A 26,712-nucleotide genomic window follows, 5' to 3' on the forward strand; every position below is an offset into this window, starting at 1 on the left:
TAATGGTGTTTAATATTTAAACCTCAATGGATCAAAGATATCCTTCAAATAACTTTCATTATCATGGATAAGATCTGCAATAACCATTCCTGCAGTTGTTCCATTGTTCATACCCCAAAATCCGAATCCTGTAGCAACATAAACAGCATTCAAAGAGGTCATTCCAATCATTGGCAGCCCATCATCAGTTACACTATCATGGCTGGACCATCTGTATCTGACAGATTCCACATCCAAATGGTTTTTAGCATAGGATTCCAATTTATCGTAATAGATCTGTCTGCTTTCAACGTTCATTTCACTGTGCTCGCCTGCCACTATCACAAGCTGTCCCTTGGGTGTTGGGGTTGTTCTGTAGGTGTGAACTGGATTGAATTCTACGAACATTCCATCGGGAAATTCTTTTCGAGTGTACAAACCAATAACATATGATCTGCCGGGGTTTAAATGGTCCTTCAGATGATCTGGATCGTAGAATGGAGTGTGTGTGGCAATAATAACGTTACTGGCCATAATTGAACCCTGATCTGTAACAACTTCCTTAACATCTCCATCATGCACTGAGATGGCACGAGTTTTTTCAAAAACATGACTTCCATTCCCTTCAATTTCCTCTGCAAGGCCAAGAAGATACTTTCTAGGATGAAACTGGGCTTGATTAGGATATTTCAATGAGCAGCTAGTTTTAAATGGTAATGGATTGTGGTGGTTCAACTCAACATCAAATCCCAAGTCCTTCGCAGCAATATATTCTTCTTCAAGCCTTTTTATTCCTGCTGATGATTCTGTGTATATGTAGAGTGGTGTTTTGTGAAATTCACAATCTATGCCTTTAGTTGATACTAATTCTTCTATCTTTTTAAGGGCGTTTTTATTGGCTTTTGCAATTTTCAGGGCAATTTCTTTGCCAAATTTTTCCATGAGATCATGGTAAATCATGTTTGGAGCCACACTAATTTTTGCAGTGGTACCAACTGTAACTTCTTTAACTATCCTGTCTGATTCCAGTACAGCCACATCGTAACCCATATCCTTCAGAAGGATGCCTGCAGTAATTCCTGCAATTCCTCCACCAATAATAACAGTATCTACTTTTAATCCTAGTTTTAAAGGTTGAAAATTGGTTGCAGGACATGTTTTAAGCCAGTAAGATCCTGAATTTCCGTTTAAATCTTTATTTGCCATTTTTTCACCACGTTTCTAATACTAATATTGATTCTCAATTGTTTAAAGTTTTGGAAGATAACTACAGGGGAATTTGATTTTTGTAGTACCACAGATAATTTATTTAGATATGTCAAACAAAATATTGTATAGGTGATAGCATGAAGGTACATCTTCGTGTCTTTGTTGAGATTGAAAACCTTGCAAAAGCCATGAATGCCCTTACAGATGCAGGTATTACTGGTTTTTATATTTTAGAATACAGGGGAATGTCTCCTCAAGACTGGAAAGGTTTTTCAATTAAGGAGGATCCTGAATCTGCAATAGGCATAATAAGGGATTATGCTGTAGATGCAGTGCTGGTTTGTAGTGTGGTGGATGAGGACCTGGTGGACAGTATTGTCAAATCAGTAGAAATAGCCCTTAAAGGAGAAAAATACACGATTTTAGAGGTTCCAATTAGAAGAATCATAGTCAGCTACGGTGGTAGCAAGAAAAAAATCGATGAAAACCAGAACGAACTTCAATAAATACTCTTAATTTTCAGGGGGATACTGATAGTTAAGAACCCAACAAGAAACTGTTAATGGACTTAGTTCTCAAAACCATAATTGAAGGTAAATAATCTTATCTCCATATCTCAAGAAACAAAGAAAACTAGCAAAAAAAAATAACAAAATTTGTAAAAAAACCTCCAGAAGAGATTTTTTTTATAAATGCTCATACAATGAAGTTTCTAAATTAAATTATCAGTGCAGTATGTATGTTACGATGTAGTAGAAAATTACTGCTACAACAATGAAAAGAAATATAGATCTCCAATCCAATTTTTACACATCCTATTTGTTTTTTACAGTTTTTTTTTAAATATTCCAACAAATTCTATTAGAATTAATGGGTAAACTATTTTTAGAGATCAGTTGTTAAAATTAAGATAAACTTTTTTCGTTTTCAGACAGCCTATATAAAACGATCCAGTGGGTAAAAAGTTACAAACTCATCTCAAAATTTCATTTCAATTAACAGTTACTACAAATGACTTGTTGGATATTCACCGATCATGGCAATGATCTTCAAAGGTTTACGTGACTAAAAAAAATAAAAAACTAAATGTCTCGAGGTTCATTTCTTTAATATAAACGTTCAACAGATTATAAAGGCATGAGATATTTTTCAGGCAGAGGTTGAATAGTCATGATTGAAACCAACAACTCGGAAGATGATTATAAATTCATGATGGAAGCATTAAAAGAGGCTAAAAAATCCTTAGAATCTGGTGGAATTCCAATTGGTGCAATTTTAGTTAAAGATGGGGTAATTGTGGGGCGAGGACATAATAATCTTCTTCAAAAAAATTCTACAATACTCCATGCAGAGATGGACTGTATAGAAAATTCAGGCAGACTCAAGGGCAAAGACTACAAAAGATCCACGTTGTACACAACATTATCTCCCTGTGAAATGTGTTCCGGTACCATAATACTCTACAAAATATCTAGAGTTGTTATTGGAGAGAATGAAAACTTGAAAGGACCTGAAAAATGTCTGATTGAATCAGGTATTGAATTAAAAAATTTGGATCTTCCAGAGTGCAAAGAAATGCTTGGAAGTTACATCCTCCAAAATCCTGATCTTTGGGCAGATGAAATAGAAAGGATACATGAATAATTTTTGATCCTTATCGTGGAAATCTAAATTAGACTATAAAACCAAATAAATTATTGAAAGGGGCAAAAAATGACTTTAATCGTAGATCCACAGAACTCCGGTATTTCAGGAAACATGGTTGTGGGGGCGTTGGTAGATTTTGGAGTAGACAATGAAGTATTGAAGGAAGTCATGGAACACTACGGATCCTTTTTTGGAAAGGTTGAAGTAACAATTAACAAAACCATTAAAGCAGGAATTTCTTCCAGTTTTGTGCAAGTTAAAGCCAGGGATTCTCAAGCAGTGACCTACAAAGAACTCATTGAAACCTTGGATGGCATAGAACATCCTGAAATTACAGAAGAAATAAGAGAATTTGCAAAAAAGGTTTATAAAACCATGGCAGAAGCTGAATCCCATGTTCATGGAACCACCATGGATAAAGTTCATTTCCATGAGGTTGGGGCTGCAGATGCAGTTGCAGATGTAATTGGAGCATCATATCTTTTCCATAAATTGGAATTGAAAAAAGCCAAGGTCTATGGAATGCCAGTAGCTTTAGGGGGCGGCAGAATTGACAGCATGCATGGCAAGTTAGCTGTACCAGCTCCTGCAACACTGGAAATTCTGAAAACTGTTCCCACATTTGGAGGGCCCGTGGACAAAGAACTAACAACACCTACAGGAGCTGCTCTCTACATGAACATGGTGGATGAATTCATCAAATTTTATCCGCTGTTGAGCAACAAAACAGTAGGTTACGGTGCAGGGAAGATGGAACTTGAATATCCAAACGTTTTGAGGATGATTAAAGGTGTTGGTGAAATGGAACATGAAAATGTGTCTATTTTGGAAACCAATGTTGACGATGTATCTGGTGAAGTGCTTGGACATATTTTCGAAGGACTCATGAAAAGTGGTGCGAGGGATGTGAGCATAATACCGACCATCACTAAGAAGAATAGACCCGGCCATCTTTTAAGGGTCATTGCAAAACCAAAGGATACAGAACAGATTTCAGAAGAATTAATCCGAGAAACAGGCACGCTTGGTGTGCGTGTTTTACCCTACGCCCACAGAAACATTGCCCAGAGAAAAATCGTACCAATGAATGTGATCATTGATGGTAAACCATATAAAATTGATATAAAGGTTGGAATGATTGGAGAAGATGTCATAAGTGTTAAACCAGAATATGAAGATGTAAAACACGTAGCTTATCTCACAGGCAGACAATTAAAGTACGTTACAGACATTGCAGTGCAACAATTTAGAAACTCAGAATTTAAAATTAATTAAAAAAAGGTGCTTGAATGAAGAAAAAAGCAATAACAGTACTTTCAGGTGGGCTAGATTCCACAGTTGCGAGTGCGAAGTTTAGAGAAGATTACCAAATACATGCATTAACTTTTAACTACGGCCAGAAAAGTGCTGAGATGGAAATTAAATCTGCAAAAGCAGTTTGTAAAGAACTGGGTGCAGAACACACCGTAATTGAACTGCCATGGCTTGCAGAATTAGGGAATTCAGCACTAACATCTGAGGAATCTATTCCAGAACCTGAAGACAGTGAACTTGATGATATTGAATCCGCCTTAAAAACAGCTAAGAGTGTGTGGGTACCTGGAAGAAATGTTGTTTTCACAGCAATAGCCAATTCATTTGCTGAGGCAGAGAATGCTAGCATCATAATAGTAGGTTGGGATCTTGAAGAGGCAGTAACTTTTCCTGATAACTCTAAAGAATTTTTAGAAGCATTCAACACAGTGCTGGAAGTTGGTTCATTTGATGTTATCAAAATAGAAGCTCCTTTAATAGGCATGAACAAGAACGAAATTGTTGAGTATGGTGACAGTATTGGAGCTCCTATGGAATTAAGTTATTCCTGTTACAAAGGGTTAAATTACCATTGTGGTGTGTGCGAATCATGCATGAGACGTAAAAGAGCGTTTAAAAATACAGGTGTAGAAGACAAAACAGTTTATTCTGAAGATTCATGATACTATTTGGCGGGGGTTAAGGGTTTGGAAAATGGGAAGATTAAAAGGGCTATAAAAAATTACAGGGAACTTGCAGCCCATGAAATTGAAGTAGAAAAATGTGTCGGTGATGCATTAAATGGTCCTAGACCTGAAATAGATGGTAAATTAGAGCTAAGCCAAATGATAAATCCTAAAAGACCTTTTTTTGCTTCAATGGTGAACTCAGACGAGAAATATGTGAGCACGTTTCGAATGGGTCATTTCAACACCCCAGAAATATTATCAAAAAGTGTTAGGGGAGCCAATTATGTTGGTGGCATGGAATTCGGTTCGAATTTAATTAAACAAAAATTAGTCACAGACTTTGATGATCTGGTTTCCTTCCTTTTGGATTACAAATTTGGAATATTGGATATTGTGGATGAAAATGAGATAAATGGAAAAACTGTACTGGATCTGAGGGTGTATGAGTGCATTGAATGTGCATGTTTGCCCAACCTTGGTAAACCCACCTGCATTTTTGAAGCAGGTATGATAACAGGAATACTAACAGAAATGACAAAAAAGGATGTCATTGCAAAAGAAGTAAGATGCTGGACCAATGGCTACTCATTTTGCCAGTTTGAAGTAACATTGGAATGAACTACTTCAATTAAATTTTATCCAAAATTTCATTCACTTGCAAAGCTCGAGATTCCATCTCAAACAAAATTAAGCCTAACTGCGCTTCAGGTTCAGTTAAAGCAGTTAATATGGCCTTGGAACCTGCAGGTAACAGTACTATTGTACCTTTTTCTGTTTTTACGGATATTTGATCCACACTGCCAGTGTTCAATTGTCCAGAAGCTGCTTCTGCAGCACCCATTATTGTTGAACAAAGTGCAGAAAATATTCTTGCATCAACATCGGGAGGAGTTCTAGAATCTATGAGAAGACCTTCTTTGGATACAACTCCACAGGCCTTAATCTGACCAACCTGCAAAATCCCTGCCAGAACATCGTCTAATAATTCTTTCTTAGTTTTGGCCATGAAATACACCTTTAAATAAAAAAAAGAGTGGTAATTATCATTTAATTACCATAAGGGTTTGTCCAGCTGTAACTGTGTCTCCTTCCTGTATGTAAATCTCTTCAACAGTACCGGATTCCGGAGCATGGACATCATTTTCCATTTTCATTGCTTCGAGCACTGCAACAATATCTCCAGCATTGACCTTGTCGCCAGTTGCAACTTTAAGTTTAAGTATCATTCCCTGCATGCTTGAAGGAACTCCTCCTTCAACAGGCCCGCTAGGTGCTTTGTTGCTTGATTCTATTTCCATGTAACCGGTTGGAACAACCTTCACATCAAACATTTCCCCGTCAACTTCAACATTGTACTCTGTTGGAAGTGAGGATGGAGCTGAACTCTCAGTTTCCCTTGGTTTTTCAAGGGGTTCTTCAATCAGTTCTCCTCTTAAAAATTTAGGGGCCACAGCAGGGTAAAGGGCGTAGGTCAAAACATCTTCGTCCTTCTTTATGATGCCCATTTTTTCTCCTTCCGACCTGTATTTTTCGAGTTCGTACTCTAAAAGATCCCCCGGCCTGCTGTCTATAACCTCAGCATCTCCTATGATGAGTTCGGCAATTTCAGGGTTAACTGGAGAAGGTGGCCTACCGTAGTAGCCCTTTATATAATCTTTAACTTCTTTTGAAACACTTTTATACCTTTCGCCACCAAGGACATTCATAACTGCCTGTATTCCCACGATTTGGCTTGTAGGAGTCACGAGTGGGGGATATCCAAGATCAGCACGAACTTTGGGAACCTCTTTAAGCACTTCTTCGTACTGGTCAAGGGCATTTTGTTCTTTTAGTTGGGATACGAAGTTTGAAAGCATTCCTCCAGGAATCTGGTAAAGAAGAACATCTGTATCGACCTTCTCAGAAATTGGGTCTATCAAACTGCTGTATTTCTTTCTTATTCCCTCGAAGTACTTCTTTATTTCGCTTAACGTTTTAAGATCCAGTCCTGTGGAATATCCTGTTCCTTCAAGGGCTGCCACAACACTTTCTGTTGGTGGTTGGGAAGCCCCCCATGATAGTGGGGATATGGCAGTATCAAGAAGATCTACTCCTGCCTGGCATGCTGCGTAGTAACTCATTGGTGTCATTCCACTTGTACAGTGGCAGTGCAGGTTTATCAAGAGATCAGTCTCTTCTTTCAAGGTTGTTACTAGTTCAAATGTATCATGCGGAGTTATGAGTCCTGCCATGTCCTTGATTGTGACTGAGTCACAGCCAACAGCTTCAAGTTCTTTGGCAATTTCCACATATTTTTCAATGGTGTGGAATGGGCTTGTTGTGTAACTGATTGTTCCTTGAACATGTGCTCCCTGTTCCTTTGCAACTTTTATTGAAAGTTCCATGTTTCTGATATCGTTTAAAGCATCAAATATCCTGAAAACATCAATTCCATTTTCATATGATTTTTCAACGAAGCTTCTCACAACATCGTCGGGGTAATGTTTGTATCCTACTAGGTTCTGTCCTCGTAGTAACATCTGTAGTGGTGTTTTTGTGACCACTTCTTTGAGCTGTGTAAGGCGTTCCCATGGATCCTCGTTCAAATACCGTATACAAGTATCAAAAGTAGCACCTCCCCATGCTTCCAGAGAGAAAAATCCCACACTATCCATTTTTTCGGCAATGGGTAGCATATCTCGGGTTCTCATCCTTGTGGCAAGGAGTGATTGATGCGCATCTCGAAATGCTGTTTCAATGATCTTTATCTTTTTCATTTTGACCCTCACAATAAGCTTGGATTTCTTCAATTGTCTTAATATAAATAGTCCTAACTTCCTTATATATTTGGCAATAAAATTCCTTAAACCGATGTTATCTTACACTAAACTTTCAATATATTTGTGTTTCAACACTCGAATTTGAATAATGTTCAAAAGGATATCTGGTATTAAATCAACTGTCTTGTTTTTGACAGACTATAAAATTCTCATTTTCATAAACCACCTTAAAATAACTGGGTTGAGTTAAATTTAAATCATTATAATACTTTTGATTGAAGTAAAATAGGGGATAAAGTTCTGTAGTTACTTTTGATTCGTTTAAGCTTGCATTTTCATTTGGTAGCACCAATCGTTTATCATAAACAATATAACCAACATTTCCGATGTCAAAGAAGGATCTGGGGGTGCTAGAGTTAAGATATTCGAATCCGAAATTTATGGGCATTCCTGTTTGCTCTGCAATGAAAATTCCCGTGTAAATATTTTGTATCAGTATGGACTGATTTTTGTTACCGTTCACTTTAAACCAGTCTGCAAGCTCAACTTCAGATTCTGAAGGTGGTGCAATTTGCACAGATCCAAATTCAGTTTTAGCTGAGAAAGTACCCATGGTAGGATTAGCTGCTGTCATGATTCCAAACACAACTGCAAGTGAAAACACAACCAAGAGGAACATTGATCTAAATTTTTCGGATGAAAAACGTTCTGTAGTTTTAAGTCGGTTGTAAATATTTTTAACACCAAATCCTCCGAGGATTGATAATGGAATCACAATATAAATAAGAAGTCTCGGTGCAAGCACATTTATACCTATTAAATATGCATTACTGAGCAACAAAAGGGAAACTATCCATGTAAATATATAAATATCCTTCCTTCTTCTTAATTTCACGGCAAAATAGGTACCTACCAATGCAAAACCTGTTACCAGCACGCCAAAATACTGCAAATACTTCAATGGGCTCAGCTGGATGGTGTAATTAATTGATGTGCTGTAACCAAGGGTGGCACTGATTCCCTGATCAAGAATGTTCTGAAACAGTTCTGGTTTGAATAGTGCAAGGGCTATTACAACAGCCACCGCAAGAATTAACATGGATGATATGAACGCACCGTAATTCTTGAAAATAGATAGTTCACGATAAAATAGAATATCTACAATGGTCATGGAACTTATTACAATGAAAAGGCATAACAGCGCTGCTTGATGGGTTGCAGCTACTATCAACATTAAAATTCCTGCTATAAATGCGTACTTTAACTTTCTGTTCTTCACTGAGCTGTAGTAGAAGTAAACAGCCAACGGTAGAAATATGAGTGCTAAATTTTCAGGTACTGGGAGCATTATTCTATAGATGATGTAGCTGGAGATCATTAAAAATCCAGCTGAAATTCCTGCCAGATTGCCGTAGAATTTTTTTCCAACGTAACTAACAGACAGCACAACAAAGAATGCAAGAAACGGTTGCAGCACCCTGGCAATCAACATGTACTCCTGATGAGAAACAGTTCCGAGGAATGCAATTAAGAAATGGAAAAGTGGAGGGTATGCTATTTTTAGACCAACTGGCGAACCTAGGAGAGGATTGACAAGAACAAAACCATACTTAGTATACACTTCTGCATACAGGACATGGTAGATCACGTCCCAACTGAGCGGCCATTTATGTGTCAAGGTAGGTATTAGTGTGATTAAAAATATTGCGATTGCAGGGATGATAATTTGAAGTTTGTTTAAATAAGTTTTTTGCTTCATTGATCTGCCCCAACTAATAATTATAAGTGGTAAAAAAAGTTATGATAAAAGTTTGTATTTAAAATTTAAAAAAAATTATGGATGAGGGAGGTTTTTACCTTTCCCTTTCACCTTCAATGAACTCATCAACCATCTCCTTGGCCAAATCATCGGTGAACTGTTCTGGAGGATGTTTCATTGTGTAGGCTGAGATTGATTTTAATTGTCCACCAACACCTCTTTCGAGTGCAAGTTTACAGCATCGTATGGCATCTATAACACAACCTGCTGAATTTGGTGAATCTTCAACACTCAATCGGAGTTCTATATTCATTGGAACATCACCGAATGTTTTTCCTTCCATTCTGAGGAAGCATAGTTTGTTATCTTTCTGCCAAGTTACGTAATCACTTGGACCTATGTGAATATTTTCATCTTCCAACCTTTCATCTAGTACAGATTGAACAGCTTCAGTTTTTGATTCCTTCTTAGAATCAAGTCTGCTTCTATTTAACATGTTAAGGAAGTCTGTGTTACCTCCTGTGTTGAGTTGGTAGGTTCTTTCGAGCTTCACACCCCTATCACGAAACAGGTTTGCTAGGGTCCTGTGGGTGATTGTTGCACCTATCTGTGCTTTAATATCGTCTCCAACAATTGGAATTCCTTTTGCTTCGAATTTAGCTGCCCATTCTGGGTTACTCACTATGAATACAGGCATGTTGTTTATGAATGCAACTCCTGCATCCAGGGCACACTGTGCATAAAATCTTGTGGCTTCTTCAGAACCCACAGGTAAGTAGTTAAGCAGAACTTCTGCTCCACTGTCCTTTATGATCTTAACAACTTCGTCTTTTTCATTTTCCTTTGCATCTGAAACAACAAATGCGAATTCCTTTTTATGGTCTGCCATGTGCGGTGCTACACCATCTAAAATTTTCCCCATGGATACTTCTACTCCATATTCAGGGATATCACTACAGAAAACTTGTGTACAGTTGGGTTTTGCAAAAATAGCTTCGCTTACATCTTTGCCTACTTTTCTACAGTCAATGTCAAAGGCAGCTACAACTTCTATGTCAGAAGGTTTGTAACCTCCTATGTCCCAGTGCATGAGCCCAATGGCTTCATCAGGATTCTTATCTTCGTAATAATGAATTCCTTGGATTAGTGAGCTTGCACAATTACCAATACCGACTATCGCTACTTTTATCTTCTCCAATTAAAACACCTTTTAAAATATCGTTAATATAACGTGAATTGTGCCATGTTAATTTATTCTAAAATCAATACATTTCCAAATTCATGACGGTTATTATCTTTAAAGAAAGTTTGCTTATAATACTATTAAATGTTTCGATCTAATCAAATTAAATCATTCTAGGTAAATAAACTTATTCTGAAGGTTTCGTTCGATGAAGATTGTTTAATTTAGATTCAAACGTTATAAACCCAAAAAATCCAAAACTTCTCCTAGGTTTGTTGTGTTTAAAAGTATTTCGTGGGAACTAATTGTTTGTGAAGGATTCTAAATTTAACAAACCATAAAATGCAACTAAAGTTAATACGACGCTCCATATAACAATTCCAACGGACATCCAGAGCAATAATCTATTTTTAGGCGCTCCAAGTCCCACACCTATAGCAGCTCCAAGCGGGGCTCCAAATAGTAGGGGTGACAGCAATCCCAAACCAATAATACCATATTTATTCCAGATTTTATATATTCGGCCATGTTCAATTGAACCAGATCCATACCTCCATTTTATGAACCATTTTCTCACTCCCTCTCCCAAGGTCACAACTAAAAAGGCAGATATAATGGATCCTGCAGCTGCAGCAACAATGATTAATATGGGATTAAGTTTTAAAACAAGTCCAAGTGGTATTGATAGCCATAATTCCACAACACTGGCCAAAAAGACAAGTAGAATTGATTCAAATATGTTCAAAGTAGTTTCACCTTTATTAGATCACATTTTTCTTGCATATCACTATTAACATCTTTCAAACAATAAATTTTCGGATTCACAGAAACAATTGTTGATAGAGGGTATACTCATTTTAAAAAAAAATGGAAGGGAAATATTTTTGTTGATGTTAGATGACGGCTATCGAAGCATAAACAAACAACCACCACAGAACTACCAGCAGGGTCATGCTGAAGAGGGGTAATTTGTTTAGCTGAATAGTTGCGAATTTTCTACCATTGTACCAGCTTAACAACAGTATAACAACAAATATTAGGCTGTTCACTATTCCAACAATGTTAAAGGGATCCTTGTACATCACGTAGAACCAAACTACTGCTGTTATTAAGATTCCAATCCACATCATTGGTTTTAGCAGTGAATAGACTTTAATTGTTAACTGGGTTATTTCCTCTGATTTTCGGGCTTTAATAAGCATGAAGTAGAGTACCATTGTTGATCCCAGTGCAAATATTAATCCGAGGAATTCTAAGAAGAGGTTAGTAACTGGTTTTCCAAAGAACTGTTCTTTGAGTAGGGGTATGGTAACGAGGGCCTTTAAAGATTCATCAATAGGAAACGATTCCGTTTCTCCTACTGCTATGTTGTATTTTCCCTGATTTTCTGCGTTGAATATTTTTATGTAGTAATCTCCTGCAGGAAGTTGTTCAGTGACTTCAGGTCCTTTGAGATAATAATCTCCACCAAATTCTTCGAAGTAGGGCTCCCAAGTAGAGTTAGTTCCATTTAGTGTTAAGAGAATATTGCCGTTTGTGTCAAGAACTTGTGCTGAAACAAAATCTGCTTGAATTCCTGGACTCTGGGGAACTAGAAGATTGAGGTAAAATTTGAAAGGAACATCTGAACTGATTTTGTAGTAATCAGGACTGCCATGCAGGGTGCTGTAAAAAGCTTGGGAAATTTCTGGGTTTTCAATGATGATGGGATTACTCATTGAAGTATTGATTCCTGTTTCCAGTCTGGGCTGATGTGCTGCCACAGCTGATATTGAAATAAATAAAACAAGCATGGTTACAATGATAATACTTGAACTTATTTTTCCAGATTTCATGATATTAATTATGTATTGAAATCTTTAAAAAAATTACTAAAAAAAATAATAAATAAAGGTTTGAAACCAGTTGTTCTAACTGAGTTTCAAGGTTTGCAGTAAATTATTGTAGGCTTGTTCAGTTTGGTTCAGTGCAAATCTAGGGCAAATGTAGGTTATCAAGTAATAATTGTTGTCTTTGTCTATTATGGTGTATTTGCTGGCTATGTTATTTCCAACACTGCCAACCTGTGAAGCTGTTATATTGTTCACAGTTGTTGAAGCTACTGATGAGTTTGTGGTGTTTAAAAGTATGTTGTTGGTACTTGGAAGGTTCAATGAACCAGTTGCTTTTGCTTGCATTTGCAACACAATATATGCTGGTTGCGTTTTACCACTTGAATCTGCGTAGTTAGTTGTTAAAGTAACAGATGAATATATAGAACTATTGCTGAAATTACCAACTAAACTGTCTTGTGACCAAGAATTGGGATATTGGAATGATACTGTCCCTGTATTAAATGTGTTGTTACCTGAAACACTCAATGCTAAAATTAACGCTATAATTACCACCAGAACGATTATTACCGGCATTAGGTATTGATTTTTTTCCACGATCTATGACCCCCATTATAATTATTGTTGTTATTATTTTGTACCTCTAGAATTATATGTTTTTCTTATTATCATCTACAAACTATCGGGCCGGATAAACTTACTTAGCGGCCATGTTTGCACTGATTAATTGTTTAACGAACTCATCCTTTGGACTGGCATATCTATCCTTGAGAATTCTTGATAATTTGCAGATTTTTTGAGGATTTAAGATTATTATCTTTGAAATTTTTGGTACCAACAACCATTATATGAATGTTAAATCAAAAAATACTAATCATAAATTCGGGGTGCTTAACTTTGAAAAAACGAAAACATATCTTTCTCGATGACAAGTCGAAAATTTCAAGAATCGAGAAAAAAATCATGAAGTACGAAAGGTACAAACCATACCATGAAAAAACCGCCGACGAAGATTTTCGTTTGAATGAAAAACTTGCATTACTCAGTATAGTAGCAAGTAATTTTATGATGACTGGCCATAGTCCAACCCTTGTAATGACCAAAAGAGAAGAAGGAGATGAAGTTCTATTACCTGTTGGCGGTGGGCAAAAAGACAAGGCCCGTGAAATAATATCTAGGGTTGATTTTAGAAAACTCTATAGAGGGGGAAAGGGAAGAAAAATAGATCCACTCATGATCATCACGGCCATTTGTATGTACGTAATGAGAAAGGATAACCCTAGGAGAGGAGATATAAGATATTCTAATGATTTTATTAGGAATACTGGACTAACTAAGGAAATTTATGACCACATTAGTGGTAAGCTTGATGTTTATGGGGGTTTGTGATTTCTGATGGGTCGCTCTATATAGTGATAGCAAAATTTTGTATGGTTTTTGTTTTTTCTAGTTTTTGGGGTTTTCTTGTTTATTTTATCTTGGGTTTTATTTGTTAATGGGAGTTTTTTTAGGAAATTTGGCTTATCTGGGGATTTTTAAGGTTTTGTTAGTGGTAAGCTTGATGTTTATGGGGGTTTGTGATTTCTGATGGGTCGCTCTATATAGTGATAGCAAAATTTTGCATGGTTTTTGTTTTTCTAGTTTTATCTGAATTTCTATTTTAAAGTAGATAATTACAAAAATAATGAGTCAAATGATTTTTTTTAATAAAGTTTAGAAATGGATTAATATATCACTGATCTAAAGTTTTTATGAAGTTGATAATTGCAGTAACTGTTTGATTTTGTTGTTCTTGTCTGGTTATTGTGCTGTTGTTATCGCCTGATTGTACTCCATAGTCACCGAAGTTGTAGTGGTTTCCCCCATCAATGGTGATGATGGTTGTGTTTTTTGGGAACTTGTCAAGATTTTTAGTTATTTGATCCTGTGTTGCAAGCCCGTCAAGGGATCCTCTGATGGATAAAGCTTTAAAAGTTGCGTTAGATGCATTGGTATTGGGATATGCTGCTAAATAAATCACACCTTTAATTTTATCCTGATGTTTCACTGCAAAGTCTGATGCAAACACACCACCCAATGAATGGCCTCCAATAACCCAGGTTTTAATATCTTGATGCTGGTTTATTACATCATTTGCTTTGTCAACCCCAAATATTGCTAAATTAAAGGGCATTTTAACAATAATTGTTGTATAACCATTTTGAGCCAATTTCGATGCGATTACTGAGTAAGCTTCAGGTTGTACCTTGGCACCTGGATAAAAAATGATTCCCGTAGTTGTTTTGTTGTTGGTTGGGATGAAAGTTATTGAATCAGAATTATTAATGACACTGTAACCATTATTTGATGAAAGAGCTTCAGTTGCATTGGAATCTGCATGATAATAATCAGATACATAGTAACTGAAACCAGCCACAGCTACCACAACAACAAGGAGTAATATCAGTAAAATCAGTCTTTTTTTGGAATTGATATACTTCATTAAATATCCCTATAATAAAATTCACCAATTTGATATTTATATTTAGTTCTCAAATAAAAAAAGAAAATAGAATATCATTTAAACTGTTTAAAAAAAGAATTTTGAAATATATGCAGCCAAAATAAAATATTAAAATGAAATTGATTCTATAAGTTCAAAAAGTGTAATGTATTAGAAGGCCTTACATTAACCTTCTAACATCAACAACTTCTATACTTGCTATTTCAGTTATTTTAGAAAGATTCTCTTCCACGGCTTCTGTTCCGCCTTCACCATCATCTACAATGACCATGAGGTTGATTGCAACGAGGCCAAACGCGATTGGTTCTTCCTCAATACTGTGTAATTCTGTATTTTCTGGTATAGAACTTGTTATTTCTGCCTTAACTTTTTCAAGGTCAATTTCAGGACTTTCTGGCATTAACTTTATTGTAGCTACTACTTCTCCCATAGTGTTACCTCCAAAAATGTTTTAAGATTTATTTGGAATTAAATCCCAATATGTTAAATAATTCCGTGAGAATTAATTTACGGTCCTTTAAATCCACATTCACATTTGTATAAATGTCCGAATGTTCTGCATTTTTGACATCTGTACAAAGTTTTCTCACATTCTGGGCATGGAAACTTAACATAGTTTTCCACTGGTGATATTTCCTGTTTACAGGAAGTACATTCTATTTTTTTCATTTAATTTCCTCCAATGAGTGTATATTTAGAGCTTTTGCCTTTAATTATCGATAGAATCCTCTCTGGGTATTTACCATTTACAACGTAGCATTCCGATTGATATCTGATCAAAAGCTCAGGTAAAAATTCATCAACCGATGTTTCACCAAAATTTAGTAGTTTGTTTGCACTTATAGTATCTATAAGTTTCGCACCATCGTTGATAGGATCATGCGTGTATATACCATCTACATCTGTTGCTATTAATAGTTTGGCCTTGAGTAGATTTGAAATGTATAGTGCGATTGAATCTGATGTGACCCTCCATGAATGTTCGAGTGGATCATGATCTTCCATCAAGGTATATGAATTCAGTACAGGAATTTTCCCATGTTCAGAAACTTTCAAAGCATCTTCAAGGGAATTCGCAGATTCTAGTCCTTCAACTTTATCTGCAAGAAGGGTTCCAATTATGTCCATGCACATGATTGCAGATCTGTGGTTGGCGGTGTTTGAAAAGCCAAGCAGATCGTTGTAGTTCCTCACTTTATTTGCAAACTCTCCCCCACCACAAACAATTATGATTTCAGCATCTAAATCAGTTTGATTAACAATAAATTCGCAGAGATCAATTGCTTTTTCTGGAAATAAACTGCCACCAATCTTTAAAACCCAATCCATTTAAAACCACCATTACTTTAAAAGCTTCAGATCCTGGGTGATCTTATCAATTTTCTCATCTTCATCTGGACCAATACCCAGGCAAGTAACTGTTGCTTTAGGAATTTCAGTGTGCCCTGCATCATGCACTAAATAAATAGGCATGTTGGTGACCTTAACCAGTTCGTAGATCTCAAATAGTTCCTCAAGGCTGTTAACTTTTAAAACCACCTTTTTTTCTCCTTCAGATTCCCATTTTTTTGATGATTTCTCATCAGCCTTTTTATATGCGCCTAAACTGGCATGGCATGCTTGAGCTGCTATTTTGCCCCTGCTCATATTGAGATCTGCCCTCATAACAATGATTTGTTTCATATTAAGTCCTCTAAATATTTCCTAAAAAAATTACCAATCAATTAGTTTCTAAACTACTTTTTAAGTCGTTTACCTGCCCTGTTTACATCCACAGAGAAAAGTTCCATTTCTGGGATCAGAACTCTCACAACTGGTATTTGAATCTCCTGCCTAGTCAGGTCAACGTATAAAATATCTTTAAACCCTTGTTTGCCCAGGAGTTTCTGGCTGGTTTCTATGTCCTCTTTGAAGGTTTTCCCTGAATAATTTCTGATCTCCTTAAGATCAACTTCACTTTGGGATTCTCCAAACCAGTGTTTGTTGATACGTTTCATTCTTTCATAACCGGCTTTCCTCATGAAAACTGCACGAACAGTGTCTTCCCTAGTTCCATGAATCTGTGTGGCTCTGCTTTGGGCAACTTCAGTTAGCGCCCTTATAACTGCTACTTCTGGATCGAGATGAGTTCCAACTCCAAGGGTCAAAAGTGCAGGATCCTTAAGGACAGTATCATCTGAAACTGCTGCAATAGTGGTTATTTCAACATCGGCAGTTAAATTTACCAGTTTAACATGTATACCTGCCTTTTTGAAAAGATGAAGAATGTTGTTTATGAGTGGGTTTTCAATGGTTTCAAGGTTTATTTCAGGTTTAGGTTTATGCCTAGCTTCAAAAATGCTCCAAGCATCCCTCTCCACAACTTCCATCATTCCATGGAATATTGCTTCTTCTATCAGGTTTCCAGAAGCCAAACCATTGGTGTTTGACTGGAAAAGCTTGGAAATATTCTCAGAGTCGTAGGGATGATAAACTGCATTTGCAGGAACAAAAACAGTTTTGTCGTTAGTTATATCAACGGCTTTAACCCATTCTAAACCTTCTGTTTTAGAATTAAATCCGAGTTTTGGAAGTATCAGTTTATCTGGATCTAGGTAGTTGTGGAGGTCTGATTCTTCGAAGTTTCCCCTTACGAAATTTTTTCTGTCTAAATCTGTGATCTCTGCCGAAAATCTTTCGAAGGATTCCATCATGGCCGATGCTTTGGCCTGGGATTTGGTGGCTCCCTTACCTGCGTATATGCTTACAGCACCTTCAGCAGCTCCGGGTCTGATGGCAGAATAAACAGGAATTCCTATCCTATCAAGGTGTGTTATTTCAGCCACCCTGGTGACACCAGCAGCCCGAAGTTTGGGCTCAACATTTTCTATTGTTTTCTCTGGAGCCACGGCCCTGTGAGTGCATCCAAAATATTTAACTGGAACTTCGTTAAGCATAATATCACTTAAAACTTTTTTTAACAATGAATTTGTATTAATCTGGATTTGGTAGTAGTTTGTTTAATTATGGATGGCTTATTGTTTAATAAATACCAAAATAAGCCTTAATTGCTAACATAATTGCCATAATAAATATTAGTATCCATATTACAGGATTCCAACTCAAAACTTTGCCACCATCTAACGGCCCGAATGGAATTAAGTTAAATACCGCGAGTAAGCTGTTTATTATGAAACCATAGGTTACAATAACATGGAGTTCGTATCCCACAATATCTGTAGGGTTGTGTGAAACCAATGGAAACAAGCTGAGGAAGAAAAGTGCCAGCGCAATGTTAACTAATGGTCCTGCAATGGATATTTTACCATTTTGTTCCTTGCTAATGTTGGTTCCATGGATGTAAACTGCTCCTGGTGCTACGAAGACAACGCTAAAAATAAACGCTGTGAAAAGTGCGAACATCAAACCTTCAACCCACATCCGGAACTCTGCATAAAATCCGTATCTAACAGCAACAAATTTATGTGCGAGTTCGTGGAGTACAAATCCCAATCCAACAGAAACTAGGAGTGCAGGGATCAATAGAATGAAGTTATTCAGAAATATTTCTGTCCCGTTTGCTAGTAGTCCTTTGCTGAATAAATAAGCAAAAATTGCTGCTATTACAAACATGGAGATCAATATGTCCCTGACCTCACGGGCTGTAAAACTTACCATAGTTTATAGACCTAGTTCTAAATATATAATGATTTCCATGGTGCTTGATGAAAGTTCGTTCAAATTCTTTGAATGTATTCCATGGGCTGAAAATTAATTTTAAACTCTGTTCCATGGTCAAATATTACATCTATAGTTCCATCAAGTTGTAAAACAAGATTTGTAATTAATTGCAATCCTAAAGTGTCTGTGTTTCTAAAATCAATGGTTTCAGGAAATCCAACACCATTATCCTTGACACATAAAGTATATTCTCCATTGGATTCAAAGAGTTTAACACGTATTAATCCAGGCATACCATTTGGAAAACCATGTTTTATCGAATTAGTTACCAATTCGTTGATTATCAAACCACATGGGACTGCTGTGTCAATGTTCAAATGGATGTCATCCACTTCTGTTTCGATGGTTATAGAACTATTCATATACACATAGGACTGTCGTAGAAACATTGTAAGTTGGTATATGTAGTCTCTAAAATCGATCCTAGCCAGTTCAGTGGACTGGTAAAGCTTTTCATGGATCATGGCCATGGATTTAACACGGTTTTGGCTTTCCATTAATATGTCAACAACATTTTCATCGTTGGTGTAGGTTGTTTGGAGATTCAAAAGACTGGAAATGATCTGCATATTATTTTTGACTCTGTGGTGAATTTCCCTGAGCAAAACCTTTTTCTCTTCAAGTGATTTTTTTATCTTATTCTCTGCTTCCTTTCGTTCAGTTATATCCCTAACCACCATTACTATGTAGAGTTCATCACCAAAATTAACTGTACTGGCACTTATCTCCACAGGAATTTTGATTCCCCCAGAGTCTAAAAACATTGAATAAAAGGTTTTCCGATCCTGGGACTTATTAGCAAGTTGGTTGAACAATTCATTGAAATCTTCAATTTCATCCTTGTCAACAAGATCATGGATGGATGTGATTGGAACTTCCTTTGAATTCAATCCGAAACGTTCTGATGCAGATTTGTTCACGTCTGAAAATTTGCCTGAAGGAATATTAAGTAAAAATATATGATCGTTAGTTTCATCTAAAAGAGATCTGAATCTTTCAAGTTCTGCCAATCGTTTTTGCAGTTCAGGATAGTAGCTTTTCTGTATGGAAGATTCTCCAAGACCGATAATTTTGTCTCGCAGCGTGTTCCAATCAGGATGTTCATCTGGATTAAAGGGCATTTTTAAATATGGCCTCCACATCAGATTGTTTAGGAATTATGGGATTTGTAGCTATGCACGGGTCGTTCATGGCTCGATAAGAAAGGTTTTTTAAGTCTTCAAGATTCACGCCCCGATCTTTGAGTGTGTGGTTAATTCCAAGATTTTCTTTCAGTTCCTGGATCATGAGTAGGAATTCTGTTTTATTTGTAGCTTTTCCCATGCACATGTTGTTTGCTATTTTCAAATATCTTTCAGGTTCATATTCGAAATTAAATTCAACTACATGTTCGAGAAGCAATGCATTCAGTTCTCCGTGGGGCAGATCTTTCAAACCCCCAAGACTGTGGGCCATGGCATGCACCAAACCCAAACTTGCATTTGAAAATGCCAATCCTGCATGAAGGCTTGCGAGCATTAAGTTACCCCTGTACTTAATATTATCTGGATCATCAAGCACCGGAAGTATGTTTGAAGAATATAATTTAATTGCTTCGTTAGAATGAATATCTGTAATTGGAGAACTTGCATTTGAAACATTGGCTTCGATAGCATGACTTAAAATATCAAATCCTGCATAGATGGTCATATATTTGTTCATGGTGGTTGTTGTAACAGGATCAATAAGTGCCACATCTGGTACAAGCTTTTTACTGATAATAGCCATTTTACTTCCCTGGGATTTATCAGAAATTATTGCAAACTGTGATACGTCTGCAGAACTGCCTGCAGTGGTGGGTATGCATATTAAAGGTGGTGAGGGTAATGAAACCTTATCGACTCCTTCAAATTCTTTAATATTTTTATTATTTGAACTGACAATCCCAATCCCTTTAGCACAGTCCATTGGACTACCGCCACCAATTGCAACTATTACGTCACAGCCTTCATCTAGGTATAAATCTGCTCCCTTCATGACATCATCAGTACTCGGATTCGGTTTAATTTTGGAATAAATTTCATAGCTGTAACAGTCGGATTCAAGTACTCTAACAACTGAATCAACCCATCCAGAAGATATTATGCCTCTGTCAGTAACTAACAGAATTTTCTTTGCTGCAAAGTTATTTAAATATCTTCCAACAAGAAGACGAGCATCCAAACCAAAAACAAATTCCGGTGCAACAAACTTTCTCAACTCGAAATTAGCTTCCAAACAGTTAACCTCCTTAATCCGATGTATTGAGTAATTATATTAGTATATTATTCCTTCTAGGTTATTAATTTAATTTTGTAAAGCACGACTTCGAGATTATAATAAAATATTTATTTTCCAAATTCAATTCTTATATTAGTAGATAGATGTCGACCAATTTAAAAAGAAATAAACATTAAATAATTCTTTAAGGGTTGTTTTCATGATATGTGCGTACTGTGGAAGTATTGGATACGGAAGGTTAATTTCAGAGAGATCGTACTGGACCATTCATCTCGCACCAAGTCAGCGCTACCTTGGCACATGTGTTGTTGCAATTAAAAGACAGTGCAGTAACTTATCTGAGCTTGAAACTGAAGAATGGAAAGAATTTACAGAAATTGTTCGAGAAATGGAGAATGCTCTCAACCATATTTTTAGACCCACACTTTTCAACTGGAGCTGTTTTAAAAATGCCTCCTATCGTGATAAAACTCCTCATCCTCAGGTTCATTGGCATTTAATTCCGCGATATGATGAAATTAAATTCTTTGAAGGCATAAAATTTGAAGACTTGGACTTCGGATATATTCCACAACCAATAAGCAGGAAAGTTTCAGAAGATGCGATGGAAACTATGTGGATCAAAATCAGTGAACAGCTAAATAATTCTAAGAATTAATTAAATTAATTATTTGAGGGAACAACAATGGAAACTAAGTTAAAACAAGTAATAGAATCGATGCACGAACAAAAAATAGACTCAATGATAGTATTAAAACCAGAAAATATAAGATATCTAACAGGATTTAGACCCACAAGCTCATCAGTGCTGATATTGAAAGACGAACCTCTCCTTTTAGCATCTAAAATAGACAACGAAGATGCATCCAAAAATTCCATGGTAAATTTGGAAGTGTACAAAAAATTTGATGATCTTAAGAATTTCTTGGAGGGATGTGTGGGTGTAGAAAATTCAATGACAGTAGAAACCTACAGAAAACTGGAAGATTTTAAAGTTGTGACCACCGAAGTTGTAGAAACATCCAGAGCAGTTAAAACCGACTGGGAAATAAAAAATATAGAAAAAGCATTGGAAATTGCTGAGAAATCCCTCCTTGAATTGGATTTTAAGGGAACTGAAGTTGAAATGGCAGCAGAGTTGGAATATAACATGCGCATCAATGGATCCCAGAGACCTTCCTTCGAAACTATAATGGCTTCAGGGGCAAGAACAAGCCTGCCACATGGATCACCCACAACCAACAAAATTGAGAGACCAATTTTGATAGATTGGGGAGCTGTATATAACAATTACTCCTCAGATACCACAAGAACAATTATTGAAACAGAGAAACAGGAAGAAATTTTCGATATAGTACTGGAAGCTCAACAAACTGCCATAAAATCTATCAAACCCGGAATTAAATGTGGGGAAATCGATAATATTGCAAGGGAAGTTATTACAGAGTATGGATACGGTGAATCATTCATTCATTCAACTGGCCATGGTGTTGGTCTTGAAATTCATGAAAAACCATCATTTTCAAAAAATGATGAGACAGAACTTCAAAAGGGAATGGTGGTAACTGTCGAACCTGGAATATATATTAAAGGTGAATTTGGTGTTAGAATTGAAGATATGGTGCTGGTGGAAAATAAAGCAAAGGTGTTAAACAAAATTGATTCAAAGTTAAGTGTTTAACATCAAATTTTGTATTTTTAAGCAATTTGTTCATAATTTAACATTTTTCACGAAAAAAAAATAAGAACGTATATAAAGGTATAATAAAAGATAGTAAAATAATAAATAGGTGTGAAAAATGGCAATTATACCTCCCGCATTATCCCCGGTGTCAAGGATTCTTGACGATGTATTACCAGAAAGGTACACGGTTTTCATGCAAGAAAACCTCATCAGATCAGGGATGTATGTTAAAGCATCAGATCTAATCACACTGATGCTAATTGCAGGTATTATTTTTGGATTAATTGGATTGTTATCCTTTTCTTTAATCGGAATAACTCCAATATTAGGATTTTTAGTAGGATTTTTAACTCCGTCGTTCATTGTTTTGGGTTGGCTATTTTTTTCAATGGAACGTAGGGTAGATGCAATAGAACAAACTACTCCAGATTTCTTAAGGCAGATATCCTCCCTTTTAAGGGCTGGTGTTGGTATTGAAACAGCCCTAGAAGATATTTCAAAACAGGGCGGAGGACCATTAAATGCAGAACTCAAACGTGCTGTAATCGAAATTAAAATAGGAAGTAGCTTTGACGAAGCCCTCCTATCAATGGGGGAAAGATTAAAATCCAAAACCCTTGATAGAACCTTTAGAATGATTTTAGAAGGTAAAAGGGTAGGGGGAAGTTTATCTGATGTTATTGAAACTGTGGCTGAAGATTTAAGAGCTGTTCTTGCACTTAAACGTGAACGTAGAGCAAATGTGATGATGTCAGTAATGTTTTTAATTATATCTGCGATTATTGCTGCTCCATTTGCACTGGGAATGATAATGATTTATTCACATTTCATACAGTCACTGGGTAAAGTTAATCCACTAGCTGAAGTTGCATACACATCTGCTGCGGGTTACCTCATCATTCACTCGATAATAGTAGGAGTGCTAATAGGAATTGTTCTTTACGGCAGTGCTAGAAAAGGAGTAAAATTTTCCCTTGCTCTAGTTCCACTGGCCTATGTAATATTTTATGTGATATCAACATACGGTGGTCTCTTAATTGGATTTTAATTATTAGGGGTGTACAAATATGAATATTTATGATGATGAAGCAGCTCAATCAAGTGTAGAATTGATCTTATTATTTGGTGGAGTCATAGCAATAGTGGTTGTTGGTGCAGCCTTTTATAAAAATTATTTGAGTGGTCTTGGGGGAAACATAACTAGTAACGACTTGAGCAGTGTTACCAACAGCATCAATGGAACTGGAAACAGTCTCATAAATAAATTCAATTGATCATTTTATTTTAATTGGGGAGTTTAATCCCTTAAAAACCTATTTTTATTTTATCAAATTCATTATTCACCACAAATGACAAATTGAACAGTTATATGGGAGGCTTTAATAGTGAAAATGATTATTAACGGGAGTTTAGTGGATTCTGACGAAAAAATTGATGTGGTCAATCCGGTGAACAATCAAGTGATTGATACTGTACCTTCAGGAACCATTGAGGACGTAAAAACTGCGCTGGAAACAGCTTATGAGGCTCAAAAGGTTTTTGCAAACTACTCTTCTAGAAAAGTATCAAGGATAATGTACGATATTTACGAGGATCTTAAACAAAATTCAAAGGAACTTGCAGATCTTTTAACACGTGAAACAGGCAAACCCATAAAGGATTCCAATGACGAGATAAAAAGATCTATTGAAACTGTTCTGCTGGCTGCTGAAGAGTCAAAAAGAATTTATGGTGAAACAGTACCGTTGGACGCAGGTATAGGTGGTAGGACTGCACTTGGATTCACAGTCAAAGTTCCATTGGGAATTGTAACTGCCATTACTCCATTCAATTACCCAGTAAACCTTGCTGTGCATAAAATAGCACCGGCTATTGCTGCTAAAAATGCTGTTATCCTGAAACCGTCCACTCAAGCGCCATTAGCTGCCTTGAAAATGGTGCAAATATTTAATTCACATCTTCCAGCTGGCGTGGTAAGTGCAGTTACAGGAAAAAGCAGCGTTATTGGAGATGAGCTGGTAACGAATCCTCGCGTTAATAAAATATCATTTACAGGAAGTGTTGAAACTGGGGTTTCAATCTCTGAAAAGGCAGGCATGAAGAGAATAAACATGGAACTTGGGGGAAACGACCCTTTAATAGTCTTAGAAGATGCTGATATTGACAGGGCAGTGGAAGCTGCCATTAAAGGTTCTTTCTTATTTTCTGGGCAGGTCTGTATAGCAGTTAAAAGAATTATCCTTGAAGAATCCATTGCAGATGAATTTGCGGCTAAAATGGTCCAAAGAACTAAAAAATTGAAGGTAGGAGATCCTTTAAACCCTGAAACAGATATGGGGCCTATGATAGATGAACAAGCAGCAATAAATGTAGAAAATCTGGTTAATAATGCCAAAAGTAGTGGAGCCAAACTACTTGTGGGTGGTGAGAGGGAAGGAGCATTTTACTTACCAACCATACTGGACCATGTTGAAACATCTATGGATATGGTTTGTAACGAAACTTTCGGACCTGTTGCACCACTTTTAAGGGTTAAGAATCTTGATGAAGCTATAAATATTGCCAATGATACTCAATACGGATTACAGGCAGGAATATTCACAAAGAGTATTGAAAATGCCCTTAAAGCTGCAAGGGAAATTGAAGCGGGATCAGTTATAATAAACAGACAATCCACTTTCAGAACAGATAACATGCCATTCGGAGGATTTAAAATGAGTGGTACTGGTAAAGAGGGCATTAAATATGCTGTTGAAGATATGACTCGAAGCAAACTGATAATATTTGGGTAAAATTAAACCAGGATTCTAGGAAATTTTCCATTATTTTTTTAAATACAATCTTTATTTTTGAGGATCCAAACTTCGAACTAAAGAAAAAAAAGAAAATGAATAAGAACTTTTTTTGTACTACTTGAGGAATGTTTCTACCAAGTTTCTTGTTTCATTTAGCGCATCTAATGGTATTCCGTGGGGCATAGTTCCAAGTTCTCCTTCAACATTCTTCAGAATTCCTTCACCGGCTCCTAAGAACATTCCTTCACTTGTAACTCCCTGAAATACTGATGGTGGAAGTACTGCAACCCCTACTTTGTTACCCTCTTTGACAGTTAAATCATTGGTAACTACCGTTATGGCCCTGGTACCTAGGTTCACATTACAAACCATGAGGTTGTCCTTCTTTTGTATACTTACAATTTCTCCTGTTTTGATGTCAATTCCAATAACTGGATCGTTAATAGGTCCAAGTTTCAGTCTTTCATCCACAGTGGATATTGTATTCAATGCAAACTTCATTTTTGCAATGGATTCGACCAGTTTTTCCTTTTCATCCTTGTTAACCAAATTTAGGAATTGGACATGCCACTGATCTCCACCCAAGGCGTCAATTATATCTTTTACCTTTAGTTTCATGTCTTCAACTTGTGGAGATTCTGCAAGGGCTGCGGGTTCCATGTACGAAAAATACATGATCTGAATTTCTGGGAGCATGGATCTTGCAGAAGTTAAACATTTCTTTTTATTCCATATTCCCTTTAAATTTGCTCCTTCAGCTGTTTTTATGAATAATTCCACAGATTTTTCTAAAACACGTAACCTGTAATCTTTACTACTGTCCCACATAATTACCACCTTTAATTTTAGTGAATTGTTTATCTTATGAATAATCAAATACAATCAGACTCAAAAATTCATGGATTATCATTCCATGCTTATCCTTTTAAACCAATCCCGGGGATTGCTTTATTAATCTCCAAATAATACCATAACTTGGAAAAATTTAAGTCGAATCAAACCAATTCATATCTTGATATGATTTACTTGAATTATATATTTAATTTGTCATAGGATTTTTTTACAAGAAATTAAATGTGGAGATCAAGATGGATCAAACTGATTACAAGATTATTTCAAATTCAAACAGATGTCAAAAATGTTATTTTAGATTTGAAGTTGTTCTAGATGACATTGAAGAGATCAATATCTCATGCAGACACCCCATGGGTCCGGGAAATTCAATGCACTGTATTTACTTCAAAAATATGGATATGGACTAGGCATTTTTAAGGTTTCAATATAGATTAATTAGCTAGATTTTGTTTGGTACAGCTTACAAAATTCAATTTTTTTATGTATTTCAAGTGAAAAGAGGATTATCAACTCATAAGTAGTAAGGTTTAAGTATATAGAAGGATT

The 26,712-nt window shown here is 36.3% G+C and carries 31 protein-coding genes; 12 read left to right on the forward strand and 19 right to left on the reverse strand.

The features are described 5' to 3' along the window. Positions 1 to 9: 9 nt before the first annotated feature. Complete coding sequence (locus tag METBO_RS01980; protein WP_013643991.1) at positions 10 to 1,185, reverse strand: NAD(P)/FAD-dependent oxidoreductase; 1,176 nt, start codon at positions 1,183 to 1,185, stop codon at positions 10 to 12. 140 nt (positions 1,186 to 1,325) lie between these two features. Here METBO_RS01980 and METBO_RS01985 point away from each other — a divergent pair, with 140 nt between their 5' ends. From METBO_RS01985 to METBO_RS02005, 5 genes are all read left to right on the forward strand, one after another. Further along, positions 1,326 to 1,694: an MJ1244 family protein gene (locus METBO_RS01985; RefSeq protein ID WP_013643992.1), complete on the forward strand. Its 369-nt coding sequence runs from the start codon at positions 1,326 to 1,328 to the stop codon at positions 1,692 to 1,694. Positions 1,695 to 2,358: 664 nt separating this feature from the next. Further along, positions 2,359 to 2,832: a nucleoside deaminase gene (locus METBO_RS01990; protein ID WP_013643993.1), complete on the forward strand. Its 474-nt coding sequence runs from the start codon at positions 2,359 to 2,361 to the stop codon at positions 2,830 to 2,832. Positions 2,833 to 2,901: 69 nt separating this feature from the next. Continuing rightward, entirely contained in the window at positions 2,902 to 4,110 is a 1,209-nt protein-coding gene (larC, locus tag METBO_RS01995; RefSeq protein WP_013643994.1) for a nickel pincer cofactor biosynthesis protein LarC, read from the forward strand. 14 nt (positions 4,111 to 4,124) lie between these two features. Next, positions 4,125 to 4,811 carry a 7-cyano-7-deazaguanine synthase QueC gene (queC, locus tag METBO_RS02000; protein WP_013643995.1) on the forward strand — a complete coding sequence of 229 codons (687 nt, stop codon included), beginning with the start codon at positions 4,125 to 4,127 and terminating at the stop codon, positions 4,809 to 4,811. Between the two features lie 24 nt (positions 4,812 to 4,835). Further along, complete coding sequence (locus METBO_RS02005; protein WP_013643996.1) at positions 4,836 to 5,435, forward strand: V4R domain-containing protein; 600 nt, start codon at positions 4,836 to 4,838, stop codon at positions 5,433 to 5,435. 10 nt (positions 5,436 to 5,445) lie between these two features. Here METBO_RS02005 and METBO_RS02010 read toward each other — a convergent pair whose 3' ends face one another. The 8 genes from METBO_RS02010 to METBO_RS13555 all read right to left on the reverse strand — a co-directional run bounded on the left by METBO_RS02010 (position 5,446) and on the right by METBO_RS13555 (position 13,191). Further along, positions 5,446 to 5,823: a roadblock/LC7 domain-containing protein gene (locus METBO_RS02010; RefSeq protein WP_013643997.1), complete on the reverse strand. Its 378-nt coding sequence runs from the start codon at positions 5,821 to 5,823 to the stop codon at positions 5,446 to 5,448. 37 nt (positions 5,824 to 5,860) lie between these two features. Further along, positions 5,861 to 7,573: a sodium-extruding oxaloacetate decarboxylase subunit alpha gene (gene oadA / locus METBO_RS02015; protein ID WP_013643998.1), complete on the reverse strand. Its 1,713-nt coding sequence runs from the start codon at positions 7,571 to 7,573 to the stop codon at positions 5,861 to 5,863. Positions 7,574 to 7,751: 178 nt separating this feature from the next. Beyond that, the gene (locus tag METBO_RS02020; protein ID WP_013643999.1) at positions 7,752 to 9,335 is read right to left on the reverse strand and encodes a hypothetical protein; all 1,584 of its coding nucleotides are present in this window, start codon (positions 9,333 to 9,335) and stop codon (positions 7,752 to 7,754) included. Positions 9,336 to 9,429: 94 nt separating this feature from the next. Further along, a complete protein-coding gene (locus tag METBO_RS02025; protein ID WP_013644000.1) occupies positions 9,430 to 10,533 on the reverse strand; it encodes an inositol-3-phosphate synthase in 1,104 nt (367 codons plus the stop codon). 286 nt (positions 10,534 to 10,819) lie between these two features. After that, positions 10,820 to 11,263, reverse strand: a complete 444-nt coding sequence (locus METBO_RS02030; RefSeq protein ID WP_013644001.1) for a small multi-drug export protein — start codon at positions 11,261 to 11,263, stop codon at positions 10,820 to 10,822. 148 nt (positions 11,264 to 11,411) lie between these two features. Beyond that, positions 11,412 to 12,353, reverse strand: a complete 942-nt coding sequence (locus tag METBO_RS02035; RefSeq protein WP_013644002.1) for a hypothetical protein — start codon at positions 12,351 to 12,353, stop codon at positions 11,412 to 11,414. Between the two features lie 75 nt (positions 12,354 to 12,428). Then, positions 12,429 to 12,947, reverse strand: coding sequence for a hypothetical protein (locus METBO_RS02040; protein ID WP_013644003.1), 519 nt, complete (start codon positions 12,945 to 12,947; stop codon positions 12,429 to 12,431). 100 nt (positions 12,948 to 13,047) lie between these two features. Then, positions 13,048 to 13,191 carry a hypothetical protein gene (locus tag METBO_RS13555; protein WP_158304881.1) on the reverse strand — a complete coding sequence of 48 codons (144 nt, stop codon included), beginning with the start codon at positions 13,189 to 13,191 and terminating at the stop codon, positions 13,048 to 13,050. Between the two features lie 122 nt (positions 13,192 to 13,313). Between METBO_RS13555 and METBO_RS02045 the strand changes: the two genes are divergently transcribed. Next, positions 13,314 to 13,739 (forward strand): hypothetical protein, encoded by a 426-nt coding sequence (locus tag METBO_RS02045; RefSeq protein ID WP_013644004.1) that lies wholly within the window; start codon positions 13,314 to 13,316, stop codon positions 13,737 to 13,739. Between the two features lie 343 nt (positions 13,740 to 14,082). On the opposite strand, the gene METBO_RS02050 is transcribed toward METBO_RS02045, so the two are convergent. The 9 genes from METBO_RS02050 to ercA all read right to left on the reverse strand — a co-directional run bounded on the left by METBO_RS02050 (position 14,083) and on the right by ercA (position 20,829). Continuing rightward, positions 14,083 to 14,832, reverse strand: coding sequence for an alpha/beta family hydrolase (locus METBO_RS02050; protein WP_013644005.1), 750 nt, complete (start codon positions 14,830 to 14,832; stop codon positions 14,083 to 14,085). Positions 14,833 to 15,013: 181 nt separating this feature from the next. Beyond that, positions 15,014 to 15,283 (reverse strand): elongation factor 1-beta, encoded by a 270-nt coding sequence (locus METBO_RS02055; RefSeq protein ID WP_013644006.1) that lies wholly within the window; start codon positions 15,281 to 15,283, stop codon positions 15,014 to 15,016. Positions 15,284 to 15,360: 77 nt separating this feature from the next. Continuing rightward, positions 15,361 to 15,522, reverse strand: a complete 162-nt coding sequence (locus METBO_RS02060) for a zinc finger domain-containing protein (RefSeq protein WP_013644007.1) — start codon at positions 15,520 to 15,522, stop codon at positions 15,361 to 15,363. Then, positions 15,523 to 16,182 carry an amino acid kinase family protein gene (locus METBO_RS02065; RefSeq protein WP_013644008.1) on the reverse strand — a complete coding sequence of 220 codons (660 nt, stop codon included), beginning with the start codon at positions 16,180 to 16,182 and terminating at the stop codon, positions 15,523 to 15,525. It abuts the gene before it with no gap. A gap of 12 nt (positions 16,183 to 16,194) precedes the next feature. Beyond that, positions 16,195 to 16,536: a peptidyl-tRNA hydrolase Pth2 gene (gene pth2, locus METBO_RS02070; protein WP_013644009.1), complete on the reverse strand. Its 342-nt coding sequence runs from the start codon at positions 16,534 to 16,536 to the stop codon at positions 16,195 to 16,197. Positions 16,537 to 16,589: 53 nt separating this feature from the next. Beyond that, positions 16,590 to 17,789, reverse strand: coding sequence for a YcaO-related McrA-glycine thioamidation protein (locus METBO_RS02075; RefSeq protein ID WP_013644010.1), 1,200 nt, complete (start codon positions 17,787 to 17,789; stop codon positions 16,590 to 16,592). 85 nt (positions 17,790 to 17,874) lie between these two features. Continuing rightward, positions 17,875 to 18,510 (reverse strand): zinc metalloprotease, encoded by a 636-nt coding sequence (locus tag METBO_RS02080; RefSeq protein WP_013644011.1) that lies wholly within the window; start codon positions 18,508 to 18,510, stop codon positions 17,875 to 17,877. A 59-nt stretch (positions 18,511 to 18,569) separates the two neighbouring features. Then, complete coding sequence (locus tag METBO_RS02085) at positions 18,570 to 19,694, reverse strand: sensor histidine kinase (RefSeq protein WP_013644012.1); 1,125 nt, start codon at positions 19,692 to 19,694, stop codon at positions 18,570 to 18,572. Further along, the gene (gene ercA, locus METBO_RS02090; protein ID WP_013644013.1) at positions 19,684 to 20,829 is read right to left on the reverse strand and encodes an alcohol dehydrogenase-like regulatory protein ErcA; all 1,146 of its coding nucleotides are present in this window, start codon (positions 20,827 to 20,829) and stop codon (positions 19,684 to 19,686) included. The genes METBO_RS02085 and ercA overlap by 11 nt, the downstream gene beginning before the upstream one ends. 202 nt (positions 20,830 to 21,031) lie before the next feature. Here ercA and METBO_RS02095 point away from each other — a divergent pair, with 202 nt between their 5' ends. The 5 genes from METBO_RS02095 (at position 21,032) to METBO_RS02115 (ending at position 25,308) form a co-directional block, all read left to right on the forward strand. Continuing rightward, the gene (locus METBO_RS02095) at positions 21,032 to 21,490 is read left to right on the forward strand and encodes an HIT family protein (protein ID WP_013644014.1); all 459 of its coding nucleotides are present in this window, start codon (positions 21,032 to 21,034) and stop codon (positions 21,488 to 21,490) included. A 27-nt stretch (positions 21,491 to 21,517) separates the two neighbouring features. Beyond that, positions 21,518 to 22,513: a M24 family metallopeptidase gene (locus tag METBO_RS02100; protein WP_013644015.1), complete on the forward strand. Its 996-nt coding sequence runs from the start codon at positions 21,518 to 21,520 to the stop codon at positions 22,511 to 22,513. Positions 22,514 to 22,631: 118 nt separating this feature from the next. Then, positions 22,632 to 23,564: a type II secretion system F family protein gene (locus tag METBO_RS02105; protein ID WP_013644016.1), complete on the forward strand. Its 933-nt coding sequence runs from the start codon at positions 22,632 to 22,634 to the stop codon at positions 23,562 to 23,564. Between the two features lie 19 nt (positions 23,565 to 23,583). Next, positions 23,584 to 23,790, forward strand: coding sequence for a hypothetical protein (locus tag METBO_RS02110; RefSeq protein WP_013644017.1), 207 nt, complete (start codon positions 23,584 to 23,586; stop codon positions 23,788 to 23,790). Positions 23,791 to 23,901: 111 nt separating this feature from the next. Next, entirely contained in the window at positions 23,902 to 25,308 is a 1,407-nt protein-coding gene (locus tag METBO_RS02115) for a lactaldehyde dehydrogenase (protein WP_013644018.1), read from the forward strand. Positions 25,309 to 25,425: 117 nt separating this feature from the next. Here the strand turns inward: METBO_RS02115 and METBO_RS02120 are convergent, their stop codons facing one another. Continuing rightward, a complete protein-coding gene (locus METBO_RS02120; protein ID WP_013644019.1) occupies positions 25,426 to 26,139 on the reverse strand; it encodes a tRNA-binding protein in 714 nt (237 codons plus the stop codon). Positions 26,140 to 26,399: 260 nt separating this feature from the next. Between METBO_RS02120 and METBO_RS13805 the strand changes: the two genes are divergently transcribed. Then, positions 26,400 to 26,573 carry a hypothetical protein gene (locus METBO_RS13805; RefSeq protein WP_013644020.1) on the forward strand — a complete coding sequence of 58 codons (174 nt, stop codon included), beginning with the start codon at positions 26,400 to 26,402 and terminating at the stop codon, positions 26,571 to 26,573. Positions 26,574 to 26,712: the final 139 nt, after the last annotated feature.

It is taken from the genome of Methanobacterium lacus (assembly GCF_000191585.1).
GTDB lineage: Archaea > Methanobacteriota > Methanobacteria > Methanobacteriales > Methanobacteriaceae > Methanobacterium_B > Methanobacterium_B lacus.

Coding starts and splice junctions, on each gene's coding strand:
- METBO_RS01980 (WP_013643991.1), bottom strand. CDS start 1,185: ATGGCAAATAAAGATTTAAACGGAAATTCAGGATCTTACTGGCTTAAA.
- METBO_RS01985 (WP_013643992.1), top strand. CDS start 1,326: ATGAAGGTACATCTTCGTGTCTTTGTTGAGATTGAAAACCTTGCAAAA.
- METBO_RS01990 (WP_013643993.1), top strand. CDS start 2,359: ATGATTGAAACCAACAACTCGGAAGATGATTATAAATTCATGATGGAA.
- larC (WP_013643994.1), top strand. CDS start 2,902: ATGACTTTAATCGTAGATCCACAGAACTCCGGTATTTCAGGAAACATG.
- queC (WP_013643995.1), top strand. CDS start 4,125: ATGAAGAAAAAAGCAATAACAGTACTTTCAGGTGGGCTAGATTCCACA.
- METBO_RS02010 (WP_013643997.1), bottom strand. CDS start 5,823: ATGGCCAAAACTAAGAAAGAATTATTAGACGATGTTCTGGCAGGGATT.
- oadA (WP_013643998.1), bottom strand. CDS start 7,573: ATGAAAAAGATAAAGATCATTGAAACAGCATTTCGAGATGCGCATCAA.
- METBO_RS02020 (WP_013643999.1), bottom strand. CDS start 9,335: ATGAAGCAAAAAACTTATTTAAACAAACTTCAAATTATCATCCCTGCA.
- METBO_RS02035 (WP_013644002.1), bottom strand. CDS start 12,353: ATGAAATCTGGAAAAATAAGTTCAAGTATTATCATTGTAACCATGCTT.
- METBO_RS02045 (WP_013644004.1), top strand. CDS start 13,314: ATGAAGTACGAAAGGTACAAACCATACCATGAAAAAACCGCCGACGAA.
- METBO_RS02050 (WP_013644005.1), bottom strand. CDS start 14,832: ATGAAGTATATCAATTCCAAAAAAAGACTGATTTTACTGATATTACTC.
- METBO_RS02055 (WP_013644006.1), bottom strand. CDS start 15,283: ATGGGAGAAGTAGTAGCTACAATAAAGTTAATGCCAGAAAGTCCTGAA.
- METBO_RS02060 (WP_013644007.1), bottom strand. CDS start 15,522: ATGAAAAAAATAGAATGTACTTCCTGTAAACAGGAAATATCACCAGTG.
- METBO_RS02065 (WP_013644008.1), bottom strand. CDS start 16,182: ATGGATTGGGTTTTAAAGATTGGTGGCAGTTTATTTCCAGAAAAAGCA.
- pth2 (WP_013644009.1), bottom strand. CDS start 16,536: ATGAAACAAATCATTGTTATGAGGGCAGATCTCAATATGAGCAGGGGC.
- METBO_RS02075 (WP_013644010.1), bottom strand. CDS start 17,789: ATGCTTAACGAAGTTCCAGTTAAATATTTTGGATGCACTCACAGGGCC.
- METBO_RS02080 (WP_013644011.1), bottom strand. CDS start 18,510: ATGGTAAGTTTTACAGCCCGTGAGGTCAGGGACATATTGATCTCCATG.
- METBO_RS02085 (WP_013644012.1), bottom strand. CDS start 19,694: ATGCCCTTTAATCCAGATGAACATCCTGATTGGAACACGCTGCGAGAC.
- METBO_RS02095 (WP_013644014.1), top strand. CDS start 21,032: ATGATATGTGCGTACTGTGGAAGTATTGGATACGGAAGGTTAATTTCA.
- METBO_RS02100 (WP_013644015.1), top strand. CDS start 21,518: ATGGAAACTAAGTTAAAACAAGTAATAGAATCGATGCACGAACAAAAA.
- METBO_RS02105 (WP_013644016.1), top strand. CDS start 22,632: ATGGCAATTATACCTCCCGCATTATCCCCGGTGTCAAGGATTCTTGAC.
- METBO_RS02110 (WP_013644017.1), top strand. CDS start 23,584: ATGAATATTTATGATGATGAAGCAGCTCAATCAAGTGTAGAATTGATC.
- METBO_RS02120 (WP_013644019.1), bottom strand. CDS start 26,139: ATGTGGGACAGTAGTAAAGATTACAGGTTACGTGTTTTAGAAAAATCT.
- METBO_RS13805 (WP_013644020.1), top strand. CDS start 26,400: ATGGATCAAACTGATTACAAGATTATTTCAAATTCAAACAGATGTCAA.